We start from the raw sequence: 15,036 nt of genomic DNA on the forward strand, positions 1-15,036 counted from the left end.
ACTGGGTTCTTTAACTTATCACTACATCAGTATAATTAACCGATGTGAGTAGCACCGCGCATGTACTTACGTAGTACTTCAGGGATCATGATACGGCCATCTGCTTCTTGGTTATTTTCAAGAATAGCAACCATAGTACGACCAACCGCTAAACCAGAACCGTTTAGAGTGTGTAGTAGCTCAGGCTTCTTCTCGCCTTTACGACGGAAACGCGCTTGCATACGACGCGCTTGGAAATCCCACATGTTTGAACATGAAGAAATCTCACGGTAAGTTTCTTGAGCTGGAACCCACACTTCTAAGTCGTAAGTTTTGCAAGAACCAAAGCCCATATCACCAGTACAAAGTACGACTTTACGGTAAGGAAGCTCTAGCATTTGTAGTACTTTCTCAGCGTGACCTGTTAGCTCTTCAAGTGCTGCCATTGAATCTTCTGGGCGTGTGATCTGAACTAGTTCAACTTTGTCGAACTGGTGCATACGAATAAGACCACGTGTATCACGGCCGTAAGAACCCGCTTCTGAACGGAAACATGGCGTGTGAGCCGTCATCTTGATTGGCAAATCTGCTTCATCAGTGATGGTATCACGCATCATGTTAGTAACAGGCACTTCTGCTGTTGGAATTAATGAAAGCACGCGTGGCTCTTCATCGTTCACTTTTTCAGTTAATGGCTGAGTGTGGAATAGATCTTCACCAAACTTCGGTAATTGACCTGTACCAAATAGGCTGTCAGCGTTTACTAGGTACGGTACATACATTTCAGTGTAACCGTGCTCTTCAGTGTGAAGATCTAGCATGAACTGTGCAATTGCGCGGTGTAGACGAGCGAATTGACCTTTCATTACGATGAAACGTGCGCCTGTGATTTTAACTGCGCTTGCGAAATCTAGGCCACCAGCCATTTCGCCAAGATCAACGTGATCTTTTACTTCAAAGTCGTAAGCTTTTGGCTGACCCCAACGTAAAACTTCTACGTTCTCTGACTCATCTTTACCTGTTGGTACTGACTCATCAGCAATGTTTGGTAGCATTTGAGTGATAGTATCAAGTTGACCTTGAAGCTCTGCTAATGCTGCTTTCGCTTCATCAAGCTCAGAACCTAGGTTGCCAACTTCAGCCATAATACGTTCAGCTTCTGCGTGATCACCTTTCGCTTTTGCCTGACCAATAGACTTCGATCGCGAGTTACGCTGTGCTTGTAGCTCTTCTGTTTTTACTTGAAGAGATTTACGTTGCTCTTCTAAGTTGCGTAAAGTTTCTACATCAAGGTTAAAACCACGACGCGCGAGTTTTGCAGCTGTTTCATCCAGCTCAGTTCGAAGTAATTTAGAATCTAGCATGCTAATCCTGTGCTCTTAATAGTCTGAAATGCGCGTTATTTAGGCATTTCTTATTAAAATAGTTGTAGTTGGGAGGCAACCATAACAAATTGTTGCCAATCACTTAACGATACCCAAAAAGCCTTATTATTGGTAGCGCTTTAGCGGGCTTTTTGCATCTAAAGAAGCAAGATAATCCAACTTTTCCGATATTTTTATCTCTAAGCCCCGTTTTGAAGGCTGATAATAAACTCGATCACGAATTTCGCGCGGTAAATACACTTCACCAGGTGCATAAGCACCCGGCTCATCATGAGCATAACGATAGCCTTCACCATAACCCAATTCTTTCATCAGTTTGGTCGGTGCATTACGCAAATGTGGCGGTACTTCAAAATCAGGAAATTCACGCGCATCTGCTTTGGCAAGATTAAAGGCAACATACACTGCATTACTTTTAGCAGCGCAGGCTAAATACACAATCGCTTGCGCAATAGCACGTTCGCCTTCATAAGCGCCAACGCGGGTATAGCAATCCCATGCTGACACAGCGACTTGCATTGCGCGAGGATCAGCATTACCAATATCTTCTGAAGCTATTGCTAATAATCGACGTGCAACATACAAAGGATCACACCCTGCTTGCAGCATCCTTGCAAACCAATACAAAGCACCATCGGCATTAGACCCACGAATCGACTTATGTACCGCTGAAATCATGTCGTACCAAAGATCGCCTTTGTTATCAAACCGCGCCACTTTTTCACCCGTGACTTCAGCTAATAACTCCACCGTGATTTGTTTGATGCCCTGCTCATCTTCTTCAGCCATATCAATTAACTGTTCAAGATAATTGAGTGACATTCGTGCATCACCACGTACAAACTCAGCTAACTGATGTTTAACTTCACCGACAAATACAAAATCAGTTTCGCTGATACCACGTTCTTTATCCGTAAGCGCTTGTTCGATCACTTCAAGAATTTCATCATCTTCAAGGGATTTTAACTTATACACTCGCGCACGTGATAACAATGCGTTATTAAGCTCAAATGATGGGTTTTCAGTAGTGGCGCCAATAAAGGTTACGGTTCCATCTTCAATATGCGGCAAAAATGCATCTTGCTGGCTTTTATTAAACCGATGCACCTCATCAACAAATAAAATAGTCCGTCGGCCGGCCATTTTATTGTCACGGGCTTTGTCTATTGCTGCTCGAATATCTTTAATACCAGACGTCACTGCTGACACCCGTTCCACTTCAGCATTGGCATAATGTGCGGCAACTTCGGCTAAGGTCGTTTTACCTGTGCCTGGTGGTCCCCACAAAATCATTGAATGTAATTGACCGGCTTTTAAAGCACGACGGAGTGGCTTACCTTCACCAAGAATATGTTGTTGACCTATGTATTCCTCGACGGTACGAGGTCGCATTCTTGCTGCTAAAGGTCGAAAATCCGAGGAAAAATCTAGGCTGAAATTACTCAATATAATGACTCCCCTAAGACAGAAAAAGGTGGCTTATTTGCCACCTTCTCATAATAATTAAATTCAGTAACTATTAGTTACGTTGGTCATCTAGCTCCACACCTTTAGGCGGTGTAAAGGTAAATAAACTTGCCGCTGGCGTAGTACGTTTAAAATCACTTAAGACGTATTTACTGCGCTGGCCATCTGTTTCAACTACCGAGAAATTACGTACCTGACCGGTCTTTGATACTGTAACCACAAACTTATCCATCGATGAGGTTTTATCTTTTGGTGTTAGTGTAAATGTATCGACTAATTGCGCCACATTATACTTTGACCAATCGCTGGCACTATTACGGGTTAATAGCACAAATGGCGTTTGCTCAGTGGCATCTTTAAGCCACATTGCTGTTACTTGCTCAACAAACGGACTGTAATACCATACGGTTTTACCATCAGAAACTAATAAACTTTTATCTGGTGTTTCTGTTTTCCAACGGAATAAATTTGGACGCTTAATCGATAAATCACCAGTACCATTTACTAAAACTTCACCATCAGGACTGGTGACTTTTTGAGTAAAGTTAGCGCTAAATGCATTCACTTTATCGAGACGGCTGCTTAACGCTTGTTGCGGTGTTGCAGCCCATGCACTTGACGCAACCAACATTGGCGCCGCAACTAGCATGCTCATTACGAGTTTCTTCATCATATTCGCTAACCTCTTTGGTATTAAACTGCTGTGATAATCACTATCACAGCAGTTTTGTTTTCACTTTAGCGCTTCATAGCCAGTGAGTCGTTATTTATCGATCATGATTAATCGTGTTGTTGTACTGGTGGCGGCGCTAACACTTCACGGTTAGCGTTATGCCCCGGTGCACTCACAATGCCATGCGCTTGTAATTGATCAACAATGCGTGCTGCACGGTTATAACCAATCTTAAATCGACGTTGTACGCCTGAAATAGATGCTCGCCGCGTTTCTGCAACAAAAGCCGCCACTTCATCAAATAGCTGATCTAAATCATCATCACCTGACGGCGCTTCACCTGGTAGCAAGCTATCTGCACCTTGGTCTGAATTTAGAATGCTATCGATATATTGGGGCCTACCACGAGCTTTCCAATCATTAACCACATTATGCACATCATCATCAGATGCAAATGCGCCATGAACACGAATAGTGTGACTTTGACCTGACGGTAAGTACAACATATCACCCATACCTAATAACGTTTCAGCACCACCTTGATCCAAGATTGTACGAGAATCGGTTTTAGTTGATACCGTAAACGCCATTCGAGTTGGAATGTTAGCTTTGATCAAACCGGTAATAACATCAACAGATGGACGCTGAGTGGCTAATACTAGGTGAATACCTGCTGCACGAGCCTTTTGAGCCAAGCGGGCAATCAACTCTTCAACTTTTTTACCCACAACCATCATTAAGTCAGCAAACTCATCGACAATTACCACAATACTTGGCATTTTTTCCAGTAATGGTGGGTATTCATCCATAGTATCACCAGGCTTCCATAATGGATCGTGAATTGGATGCCCCGCCTCTGCTGCCTCTTTCAGTTTAGCGTTATAACCTGCAAGGTTACGTACACCACAAGCAGCTAACACTTTATAACGACGTTCCATTTCACCGACACACCAACGCAGTGCATTACCAGCATCTTTCATGTCAGTAACCACTTCTGTTAATAGATGTGGAATACCTTCATAGATTGATAGCTCCAACATTTTCGGGTCAATCATAATAAAGCGACAATCTTCTGGCTTACATTTGTAAAGTAAGCTCAAAATCATCACGTTTACACCAACCGATTTACCAGAACCTGTGGTACCTGCAACCAATAAGTGTGGCATTTTACTTAAATCAGCCACAACAGCATCGCCCGCAATATCGTTACCTAAAACGATAGGCAGTGCGCCACCTACATTTTGGAATTGCTCACTGGCAACCACTTCCGACATATAAACCGTTTCACGGCTCTTATTCGGCAGCTCTAAACCTATGTAAGGTTTACCTGGAATCACTTCAACCACACGTACTGATGTCGTTGATAAAGCACGCGCTAAATCTTTTGATAGCCCGGAAATACGGCTAACTTTTACACCTGGAGCAAGATCAAGTTCATAGCGAGTGATCACCGGACCTGGGTAAATACCTTTAACTTGAACTTTGATTTTATAATCAGCAAGTTTTGACTCTATCAAGGCAGAAGTCGCTTGTAGTTCTGCATCAGACGCTTTTTCAACCGTTTTACGCGCAGGTTGCAGTAAGTCTAATGTTGGCATTGGTGATGTTGGTACCGGTAGATCAGGCTCTTTTTGCATTAAAAATGGATTATCTAACCCTGCAAGGTGGGCTTGTTCTTTTTGTTTATCCCGAATACGTTTTAGGAAGATTTCTTCATCGGTTAAACCGTCTTCAGACGTATCAACATTCGCTGTCGGTACAAAAGATTCAGCAACTGGAGCGGTATAAACTTGTGATACTGCAGGTTGTTCACTAACAACAGCATTTATCACAGTTTGGGTTTGCTCATCGACAGCAACGGTAAAGTCTTCATCTTTTTCAAGTTCACGCTCAAGTGCAGATACCGACAAACCTTGTAGAGGCGCTGTTTGTTCAACTGGCGCAACATAGGGTTGTGGCTCAACTTGTGGTGCGACTTGTTCTACAGGCGCAACATAGGGTTGCGGCTCAACTTGTGGCACGACTTGTTCAACTGGCGCAACATAGGGTTGCGGCTCAACCTGTAGTGCGACTTGTTCTACAGGCGCAACATAGGGTTGCGGCTCAACCTGTGGTGCGACTTGTTCAACTGGCGCAACATAGGGTTGCGGCTCAACTTGTGGTGCGACTTGTTCAACTGGCGCAACATAGGGTTGCGGCTCAACCTGTGGTGCGACTTGTTCTACAGGCGCAACATAGGGTTGCGGCTCAACCGGCGGTGCGACTTGTTCAACTGGCGCAACATATGGCTGCGGCTCAACTTGTGGCACGACTTGTTCAACTGGCGCAACATATGGCTGCGATGCTGCTGGTTCAACAATAGTAGTCATTAGCGGATCGCTAACCGTTTTAACCGTTGCAGCCGAAGATGAACGAATAATTGGAGTTGTATTTGATGGCGTATAAACAGGATCTTTACGCTCAAACGAGTGTTCATGAGCAGATTCTACAGCCGACGAGGTTGTATAAGATGACAATAGTAAATCATCCTGATCGTCATTATCGCTATTATTAAGATGCTGAGCATAAGGCATATCGGATTCTGCTGCGATATCAGCCGCAAATGGACGCATGATTTCATGTTTATCTGAACGTAATTTATTTAATATCCAGGTTAAACTTGAGAGTGTCTTTGCACCCAATTGATCAACAATTGTTACCCATGAAACACCTGTAAATAAGGTAAACCCAATAGCCCATGTAAACATGAGTACTAAGGTTGCCCCTAATACATTTAGTAATGGCAACGATATATTGGCAACAACATCACCAATAACACCACCCGATGAAAAATACCAAATATCATCAAAGTTAAGATCAGCCAATCCACAGCTACTTAGCACTAATAGCATTAACCCTAACCAGCGCGTACCGTAAACTGTAAAATCAAGTGACAGTATTTTGCTGCGGTGATGATAAATAAACCAACCGAGTAACACTAAAACAATAGGAATGATGTAGGCCAGAGACCCAAAAATAAAGAACAGCGTATCTGCTACTAATGCGCCAAATGAACCGGCTTTATTTTGAACCACACCTTCCCAAGCAGTTTGTGACCAAGAAGGATCGGCGGGATTAAATGTGACTAGCGCAACCATCATATAAATGGCAACTAAAATACTGATGATCAAAAAACCTTCAACAATGCGTTGCCAACCTGATAAACGCATTTTGGGCAGTTTTTTACCTTTAAACTTCCTCAAGAATAACTCCGGTGTTTCTATCAAATTCGAATATTTTACCAAAGTGCTGATATTTTCAGCTACCAATGCTGTATTACGGTTAATAACAATACAGTATTCAATACCGAGCGATACCGTTGGCAAACTCACAAATATAAAGTAAATGTCTTAATGCCATCATTCTATACTAAAAGACCACATTGTCTGTGTTCGTCGCCCTTTAAAATAAAAATTTTTTTAATGGTAAGCAATATCTTCTGACCAATAAAAGCTAACTATCTCAAACGGCTAGTCTTTGGTTATTTTAGACGGTCAGTTGTCAAATAAATTCATCATTATGTCAATTCATAGTTTCGTTTGAGTGATTAAGCAGCAATTTCTATTTTTACTCCACATAAACAAATACACCCTGAATAACAATGACGTCATTCAGGGTGCATGTATATATTTACAATCTTGCAGCAATTAAAACACGACGATTTATCGAGTTTTGATAACCAAGTTATTGCTTTGCTTAACTTCTTCCATAACAACATAAGTACGAGTGTCATTAACACCCGGAAGACGTAATAGCGTTTCGCCAAGCAATTTACGGTAAGCTGACATGTCTGATACACGTGTTTTCAACAAGTAGTCAAAATCACCAGATACTAAATGACACTCTTGAATGTCTTCTAGCTCTTGTACTGATTTATTAAACTGTTCAAAAACATCCGGCGCACCACGGTTTAAGGTGATCTCAACAAAAACCAATAATGAAGCATCAAGAAACTGTGGATTTAATAATGCTGTATAACCACTGATATAACCTTGGCGCTCTAAACGACGTACACGCTCTAGACACGGCGTTGGTGATAAACCAACACGCTTTGAAAGCTCTACGTTTGAAATTCGACCGTCTTTTTGAAGTTCATTCAAAATATTGCGGTCGATGCGATCCAATTCCTTGGATGGTTTCTTTTTGGTATCTACCATTTTTTATTCCACCTTCTCACTTCCTTGCAAAAAAATATACTACATCTTATCTATTTTTAGAATCAAATACTCTAATAGTCAAACAATCAGTGATAAAGATCAGACGATCATGCTATTTACTCACAATAATTGTTTAATTGTATTTCAGTCTTATGATGGCGATAATCCTGTGACATACGAGGATTATCCTGAAACCAGCCAATCAAAAACAAACATTTAACTATTTGTACCAAAATCAAGCAGATTATCAAAGTAAATTATCACATCAACACCAATATATTAACATAAGTTCACTTGTTGACCTTTTTATGCATATATCAAATAGTTAAATCAGTTGCTATCGCGTTATTATTGGAAAAATTAAAATGGTTTTTATTAACTACTTTTCTTACGGAAGCTTGTGCTAGATCAAATTATCACGATCTGACATTTCACTTTTAACACTTCAAAAAAGCCTTTTGCTACGGTATTTTTGTGATCTACATAACATCGCTAATTTAATACCATTCAAGCCCAATCAAGCATTTGTTGGTTAGCTTTAATAGTGTTAACAGATTATTGATTGTCTTACATCCTCTTCCTTTACGACTGCAATTTACCTACAATCAGTCTTCCATAATAATAATATTCAGCCTGGAGAAAAAATGAGTAACGTAAAACATTGTGAACTACTCATCCTTGGTTCTGGACCTGCAGGTTACACAGCAGCTGTTTATGCAGCACGTGCAAACCTATCGCCAGTCATGATCACTGGTATGCAGCAAGGTGGTCAACTTACCACTACCACAGAAATAGAGAATTGGCCGGGTGATGCAGACGAGCTAACAGGCCCTGCATTAATGGATCGCATGAAAGCACATGCGGAAAAATTTGATACTGAAATCATTACTGATTTTATTAGCGAAACTGATTTTAGCCAACGCCCATTCCGCCTTAAAGGTGAAACCGGTGAATACACTTGTGATGCATTGATTATCTCAACCGGCGCATCGGCTAAATATATCGGCCTCGATTCTGAAGAAGCCTTTAAAGGTCGTGGTGTTTCAGCGTGTGCAACCTGTGATGGTTTCTTCTATCGTAACCAAAAAGTTGCCGTAATTGGTGGTGGTAACACTGCGGTTGAAGAAGCATTATATCTGTCAAATATTGCCGCAGAAGTCCACCTTGTTCACCGTCGTGATAGTTTCCGTTCAGAGAAAATTTTAATTAATCGTCTGATGGATAAAGTTGCGAATGGCAATATCATTTTGCACACAGATCGTACCCTTGAAGAAGTATTAGGTGACGACATGGGTGTAACCGGTTTGCGCCTTAAAGATACTCAATCAGAAGCAACTGAAGAGCTTGAAGTAATGGGCGTCTTTATTGCTATTGGCCACCAGCCAAATACAGCTATCTTTGACGGTCAACTTGATATGGAAAATGGCTATATTAAAGTGCAATCAGGTCTTCACGGTAATGCAACTCAAACCAGCGTTGAGGGTATTTTTGCTGCCGGTGATGTGATGGATCATACCTATCGTCAAGCAATCACTTCTGCAGGTACCGGTTGTATGGCTGCCCTTGATGCAGAACGTTATTTAGATGCGTTAGCTGATCAACACTAAACACCATAAAAGCGACTAGTTATATAGTGGCTTTTTTTTCCTTGCAGCAATATGAATCTCAACCATGTTGCTGTAAGAACGACCCACCATAAATACCGTAATGAAACCTTATTTATATGGATAAACAATTACAACGCGATTTGACCAAATGGTTAAAATCCCAAAGTAAGCTCGCCAAACGCTGGATGATGTTCAGTATTGGGTTAGGGTTTACTTCGGGATTATTGCTTATCGGGCAAGCGGCTTTATTAGCCAATATTCTGCATCAATTGATCATCGAGCATACAGATAAGTATCAGCTTGTGAATCAGTTCGTTGGCCTTGTTGTTATTATCGGTTTACGCGCGTTATGTAGCTGGGGACGAGAAGTTTGTGGCTATCGTTGTGGTGAACAAATTCGACTCCATATTCGTCAATTAATCCTCAACCGCTTACAAAACCTCGGTCCGGCTTACATTAAAGGTAAACCTGCTGGTGTATGGGCAAGTTTAGTGCTTGAACAAGTTGAAGAAATGCAAGATTTCTTCGCGCGCTATTTACCTCAAATGTCACTTGCGGTGTTGATTCCTGTCGTGATTCTAGTGGTGGTTTTCCCACTTAACTGGGCTGCGGGTTTAATCTTCCTTATTACAGCGCCGTTAGTGCCATTCTTTATGGCTTTAGTGGGTTTAGGTGCAGCAGATGCTAACCGTCGTAACTTTAAAGCATTACAACGTTTATCTGGCCACTTTTATGACCGTTTACAAGGATTATCAACCCTACGATTATTCAATCGCGTTGATGCTGAAGCTGAAAATCTTGACGCCGCTTCGCACGTATTACGTAAACGCACCATGGAAGTTCTGCGCTTAGCCTTTCTATCATCGGCGGTGCTAGAGTTCTTCTCTGCTATTTCTGTGGCGATTGTTGCAGTCTATTTTGGTTTTGCATTTATTGGTGAGCTCAACTTTGGTAACTACGGTGTACCCGTTTCGTTATTTACCGGTCTATTCGTGTTAGTGCTTGCACCTGAGTTCTATCAGCCATTACGTGATCTTGGTACTTTCTACCACGCCAAAGCACAAGCCATTGGTGCAGCAGAATCCATTGTTGAGTTCTTAAACATTGAAGCTGACGAAATGAGCAATGGTGATACACCGTTACCAACACCAAATGCCATTCATATTAGCGTCACGGATCTCGAAGTGCTTAGCCCTGAAGGTCAAGTGTTAGCTGGACCGTTAAGCTTTAGCATTAATACTAATGAACATGTGGCACTTGTTGGCCCAAGTGGTGCGGGTAAAACCAGTTTACTTAATGCCCTACTTGGCTTTTTACCTTACCGTGGCAGTATTAAAATCAACGATGTTGAACTGAACCAACTTAAACATGATCAATGGCGTCAAGCCATCAGTTGGGTCGGTCAAAACCCGTTATTAGTTCATGGTACAGTGCGCGACAACATTACTCTAGGTAACCCAAGTGCAAGTAATGCTGATGTCGATCAAGTTGCTCGCCAAGCTTATGCCGATGAATTTATTCAGCGTCTTGAAAAAGGCTATGAGCATCATGTAGGTGATCGCTCAGGTGGCTTATCTGTTGGTCAAGCACAACGTATTGCCGTTGCTCGTGCGATGTTACAAAACGGTGCTTTTTGGCTGCTTGATGAGCCGACCGCTAGCCTTGATGCTAACAGTGAACGCTTAGTATTAGAAAGTTTAGCGTTAGCTGTTACTAACCGCACGACCTTAATGGTCAGTCACCGTCTTGATCAACTGCATGCTATGCAGCGTATTTTGGTGATGGATAACGGTAAATTAGTTCAGAACGGTAACTTTGAGACTCTTCGTCATCAAGGTTTACTCGCTGATATGCTCACTCATACTGATAAGAGGGATCTCGATGCGTAATTTAATCCCTTACCTTAAACTCTACCGTAAGCACTGGTTCGGTTTAACCTTAGGCATGATTTTAGGTTTATTAACACTCCTGTCTGCTATCAGCCTACTGACCTTATCCGGTTGGTTTATTGCCGCTTCTGCGGTTGCAGGCCTCAGTGTTATTACTCGTCAAACCTTTAATTACATGTTACCTGGCGCAGGGGTGCGGGGCTTTTCGATGGCACGTACGGCTGGACGCTGGGGTGAGCGTGTGGTTAGCCATAATGCTACCTTTAAGCTACTGGCTGACTTACGGTTATTCTTTTTCCGTAAGCTAACGCCGTTAATTCCTGGCCGCCATGCTAATTTACGTGATGCCGATTTACTCAATCGCTTAGTCGCAGATGTTGATGCGATGGATCATGTTTATTTACGCTTAGTCAGCCCACTGGTGATTGGCGTATTAGGCATTACCATTGTCACCGGTTTTCTGGCTTGGTTTGATCCCACAATTGGTTTTACCTTGGGTGGCATTTTACTGGCGTTAATGATTATTTTACCGATTGTTTTTTACCGTTTAGGTAAGCGCAATGGTGAAACTCTTACTCACGCTAAAGCCAACTACCGTATCACGCTGTTAGACTGGATTCAGGGACACGCTGAATTATTACTGTTTAATGCCGAACAACGTTACCGTCAACAAGCTGAAGCAGAACAAGATAAACTGCTTGAAGCGCAGCGGAAAATGGCGAGCTTAACCGGTATTGCTAATGGCCTATTAATGGCGGCAACTGGCTGGACATTAGTGCTGATTATGTGGATTGCAGCCAACGGTATTGCGGGTAACGCACCCGATCCTTTCGTGGCGATGGTCGCATTTACCACTATGGCCAGTTTTGAAATGATGATGCCAGTTGCGGGTGCTTTCCAATACTTAGGGCAGACATTATCATCAGCAAAACGTCTTAATGAAATTATTGACGCAACTCCTGATACGGTATTTGATCCTAACGGTCATAGCGCGGTTGTTAACGGTGATATTAGCCTTAATGATATTAGCTACACCTATTATGGCAGTGATCAACCCGTTGTTAAGCACTTATCGCTTGAGATTAAACGTGGTGAAAAGCTGGCGCTACTTGGCCGTACTGGCTGTGGTAAGTCAACGTTATTACAATTATTGACTCGTAGTTGGGATCCTCAACAAGGCCAAATCCTCATTGATGGCGTCGATCTTACTCGTTGGAGCGAGCCTGCATTACGTAATGCGATCACTGTCGTCAGTCAGCGGGTTGATGTCTTTAATGGCTCATTACGTGAGAATTTAATCTTGGCTAAACCTAATGCTAACGATGAACAATTAGTCGCAGCACTGGAAAAAGTTGGTCTTAAGAGCTTACTTGATGATAAAGGCTTAGATACTTGGCTTGGTGATGGCGGTCGTCATATTTCTGGTGGTGAGCGTCGCCGTATTGGTATCGCTCGTGCCCTACTTCATGACGCACCGATTCTATTATTAGATGAACCAACTGAAGGGCTTGATCGTCGCACTGAGCAGCAAATACTGGACTTATTACTAGAGTTTGCCAAACATAAAACGGTGCTATTTATTACTCACCGCCTTGTTGGTCTCGATAGTATGGATCAAATTTGCTTAATGGATGAAGGTGAGATCATTGAACGTGGTCAGCATCAACAATTGCTGGCACAAAATGGTCGATATGCTGAATTATGTCGTCGCATTTAAGCAGCAATTAACGCACTAACACGCCATATAACGCCGATAATCGATTGTGATTATCGGCGTTTTTTTTATTTATCGTTAAATGTTATATTGATTGCAGTAGTTTTTTGACCTCGCATGCAGTTGATAACAAATGACGATTTATATTCCTGAAATTGAGCCGGCATCATTACAGTTTCCTGATCCTAATACCGCTCGCACAGAACCAAATGGTTTATTGGCCTTTGGCGGTGACCTTAGCCCCCAACGACTACGTCAGGCTTATCGGCATGGTATCTTTCCATGGTACTCACAAGGCGAGCCCATTTTATGGTGGAGCCCCAATCCGCGTGGCATCTTTATTCCGCAACAATTTACGCCAAGCAAAAGTTTGCGTAAATTTATGCGAAAATCCTCATATCGAATTACACTCAATCATGCATGCCACGCCGTGATCCGCCACTGTGCTGAATCTCGTGGACCGAATCAAACTTGGATCACTGAAGCTATGATTAATGCGTATCAAACATTGCATGATCAAGGTGATTGCCATTCGGTTGAAGTCTGGCAAGATCAACAACTCGTCGGTGGTTTCTATGGTATTGCTGTCGGTCGCATTTTTTGTGGGGAATCGATGTTTTCCCTCGCTGATAACGCCTCAAAAATTGCGTTATGGTATTTCTGTCGCCATTTTTCAAACCATGGTGGCACTCTCATTGATTGCCAAATGATGAATCCGCATCTCGCTTCTTTAGGGGCATGCGAATTAAACCGCTCAGCTTTTATTAGCCAACTGCATCAACAACGCGATATTGTCTTACCCGCAGCCTGTTATCACCCACAAACTTTAGTGTTATAACGAATTAATGATGAAAGAATTATCTTTACAGCTCGGCCTTACACCTGAAAGTGACTGCAATTACTTACCACAGCAACGCGATCAACTTGGCGTGGTAATGGATCAACCTTGGCTAAACCCTAATGGTTATGATCTATTAATTAGTTCAGGGTATCGCCGCAGTGGTAGCATTATCTATAAACCGATGTGCAAAAATTGCAATGCGTGTACGCCACTGCGGGTTGATTGCACGCATTTCACGCCCTCTAAAAGTCAAAAACGCCAACAAAATCAACTCAAAAAATTACAGTGGGAATTTAAACAACAATTAGATCCTAATTGGTTTGAATTATATGAGCGTTACATTACTGTTCGTCATGCTAGCGGCTCGATGTTTCCCGCCAATAAACAGCAATTTTTTGATTTTATTACTGCGCCGTGGATGAACACTGCGTTTTTGCATTTATATGAAGATAATCAATTAATTGCTATTGCTGTTACTGATGTTTTTTCTGATTCACTGAGTGCCGTTTATAGCTTTTTTGAGCCCGAGCATAAGCTGTCATTAGGCACATTGTGCGTGCTTTTACAAATTGAAGTTTGTCGCCAAACCCAGCGCCAATGGCTCTATCCTGGCTATCAAATCGACCAATGCCGTGAGATGAATTACAAAGTTCGCTTTATCCCTCATCAAAAATTAATTCATGGTGAGTGGATCAGTTAAGTTTTGAAAACACGCAAAATGGTTAAATTAACCGCAAAACAAGAATGAGTTACATCTGCTTTTGTTAATTTACTGAGAAAAAATAGATTAATCGCGAACAATAGCTGACAAAAACAACTGGCAAGGGTAAAATTACGTCCTAAACTTTACACTCAAACAGTTTCAAGGCATTATCCAGCCCGATCAAGATGAATGGCTGGTAGCCTAAGAGGATTCAATGGCAAAAGAAGACGTAATTGAAATGGCTGGTACTGTACTAGATACACTACCAAATACTATGTTCCGTGTTGAGCTGGAAAACGGTCACGTTGTTACTGCTCACATCTCTGGTAAGATGCGTAAAAACTACATCCGTATCCTTACTGGTGACAAAGTAACTGTGGAACTGACTCCTTACGATCTTACTAAAGGTCGCATCGTCTTCCGCGCACGTTAATCTTTCTCTAAAAGATTAGTGCTGCAAATAAAACCCAGCCTTTTGCTGGGTTTTATTTTAGCGGACGATAGTAACAAGTAGTCATAACATAAAAACGCCGCAGATAGTTGTTACTATCTACGGCGTTTTTGTTTGTTGCTATTTCGCTA

At 42.1% G+C, this 15,036-nt stretch carries 11 protein-coding genes; 6 read left to right on the top strand and 5 right to left on the bottom strand.

Going from position 1 to position 15,036, the window contains the following annotated elements; genetic code table 11:
- Window positions 1–35: 35 nt before the first annotated feature.
- The 5 genes from serS to lrp form a co-directional block, all read right to left on the bottom strand.
- The gene (serS, locus tag G6R09_RS10070) at window positions 36–1,343 is read right to left on the bottom strand and encodes a serine--tRNA ligase (protein ID WP_065168197.1); all 1,308 of its coding nucleotides are present in this window, start codon (window positions 1,341–1,343) and stop codon (window positions 36–38) included.
- A gap of 126 nt (window positions 1,344–1,469) precedes the next feature.
- On the bottom strand, window positions 1,470–2,810 hold the full coding sequence (locus G6R09_RS10075; protein WP_065168196.1) for a replication-associated recombination protein A: 1,341 nt from the start codon (window positions 2,808–2,810) through the stop codon (window positions 1,470–1,472).
- Window positions 2,811–2,883: 73 nt separating this feature from the next.
- Entirely contained in the window at window positions 2,884–3,504 is a 621-nt protein-coding gene (gene lolA / locus G6R09_RS10080; protein ID WP_082955736.1) for an outer membrane lipoprotein chaperone LolA, read from the bottom strand.
- Window positions 3,505–3,611: 107 nt separating this feature from the next.
- Window positions 3,612–6,713, bottom strand: coding sequence for a DNA translocase FtsK 4TM domain-containing protein (locus tag G6R09_RS10085; RefSeq protein ID WP_163922551.1), 3,102 nt, complete (start codon window positions 6,711–6,713; stop codon window positions 3,612–3,614).
- Window positions 6,714–7,205: 492 nt separating this feature from the next.
- The gene (gene lrp / locus G6R09_RS10090; protein ID WP_005368765.1) at window positions 7,206–7,700 is read right to left on the bottom strand and encodes a leucine-responsive transcriptional regulator Lrp; all 495 of its coding nucleotides are present in this window, start codon (window positions 7,698–7,700) and stop codon (window positions 7,206–7,208) included.
- Window positions 7,701–8,344: 644 nt separating this feature from the next.
- On the opposite strand from lrp, the gene trxB reads away from it, so the two are divergent.
- The 6 genes from trxB (at window position 8,345) to infA (ending at window position 14,887) form a co-directional block, all read left to right on the top strand.
- Complete coding sequence (gene trxB, locus G6R09_RS10095) at window positions 8,345–9,307, top strand: thioredoxin-disulfide reductase (RefSeq protein WP_065168194.1); 963 nt, start codon at window positions 8,345–8,347, stop codon at window positions 9,305–9,307.
- Window positions 9,308–9,423: 116 nt separating this feature from the next.
- Window positions 9,424–11,196, top strand: coding sequence for a cysteine/glutathione ABC transporter permease/ATP-binding protein CydD (gene cydD / locus G6R09_RS10100; RefSeq protein WP_065168193.1), 1,773 nt, complete (start codon window positions 9,424–9,426; stop codon window positions 11,194–11,196).
- Window positions 11,189–12,913 carry a cysteine/glutathione ABC transporter ATP-binding protein/permease CydC gene (gene cydC / locus G6R09_RS10105; RefSeq protein WP_163922158.1) on the top strand — a complete coding sequence of 575 codons (1,725 nt, stop codon included), beginning with the start codon at window positions 11,189–11,191 and terminating at the stop codon, window positions 12,911–12,913. Before cydD ends, cydC begins: the two co-directional genes overlap by 8 nt.
- Window positions 12,914–13,043: 130 nt before the next feature.
- Complete coding sequence (gene aat, locus G6R09_RS10110; RefSeq protein ID WP_065168191.1) at window positions 13,044–13,748, top strand: leucyl/phenylalanyl-tRNA--protein transferase; 705 nt, start codon at window positions 13,044–13,046, stop codon at window positions 13,746–13,748.
- Window positions 13,749–13,758: 10 nt separating this feature from the next.
- On the top strand, window positions 13,759–14,451 hold the full coding sequence (locus G6R09_RS10115; RefSeq protein ID WP_065168190.1) for an arginyltransferase: 693 nt from the start codon (window positions 13,759–13,761) through the stop codon (window positions 14,449–14,451).
- Window positions 14,452–14,668: 217 nt separating this feature from the next.
- A complete protein-coding gene (gene infA, locus G6R09_RS10120; protein ID WP_005368778.1) occupies window positions 14,669–14,887 on the top strand; it encodes a translation initiation factor IF-1 in 219 nt (72 codons plus the stop codon).
- Window positions 14,888–15,036: the final 149 nt, after the last annotated feature.

This window comes from Photobacterium sp. Alg240-V54 (genome assembly GCF_900537155.1).
Lineage (GTDB): Bacteria > Pseudomonadota > Gammaproteobacteria > Enterobacterales > Vibrionaceae > Photobacterium.

What these genes read in the sequence shown, in the direction of transcription:
- aat (WP_065168191.1), top strand. Translation starts at nt 13,044, where the DNA reads ATGACGATTTATATTCCTGAAATTGAGCCGGCATCATTACAGTTTCCT.
- G6R09_RS10085 (WP_163922551.1), bottom strand. Translation starts at nt 6,713, where the DNA reads ATGCGTTTATCAGGTTGGCAACGCATTGTTGAAGGTTTTTTGATCATC.
- G6R09_RS10115 (WP_065168190.1), top strand. Translation starts at nt 13,759, where the DNA reads ATGAAAGAATTATCTTTACAGCTCGGCCTTACACCTGAAAGTGACTGC.
- cydC (WP_163922158.1), top strand. Translation starts at nt 11,189, where the DNA reads ATGCGTAATTTAATCCCTTACCTTAAACTCTACCGTAAGCACTGGTTC.
- cydD (WP_065168193.1), top strand. Translation starts at nt 9,424, where the DNA reads ATGGATAAACAATTACAACGCGATTTGACCAAATGGTTAAAATCCCAA.
- infA (WP_005368778.1), top strand. Translation starts at nt 14,669, where the DNA reads ATGGCAAAAGAAGACGTAATTGAAATGGCTGGTACTGTACTAGATACA.
- serS (WP_065168197.1), bottom strand. Translation starts at nt 1,343, where the DNA reads ATGCTAGATTCTAAATTACTTCGAACTGAGCTGGATGAAACAGCTGCA.
- lolA (WP_082955736.1), bottom strand. Translation starts at nt 3,504, where the DNA reads ATGATGAAGAAACTCGTAATGAGCATGCTAGTTGCGGCGCCAATGTTG.
- lrp (WP_005368765.1), bottom strand. Translation starts at nt 7,700, where the DNA reads ATGGTAGATACCAAAAAGAAACCATCCAAGGAATTGGATCGCATCGAC.
- trxB (WP_065168194.1), top strand. Translation starts at nt 8,345, where the DNA reads ATGAGTAACGTAAAACATTGTGAACTACTCATCCTTGGTTCTGGACCT.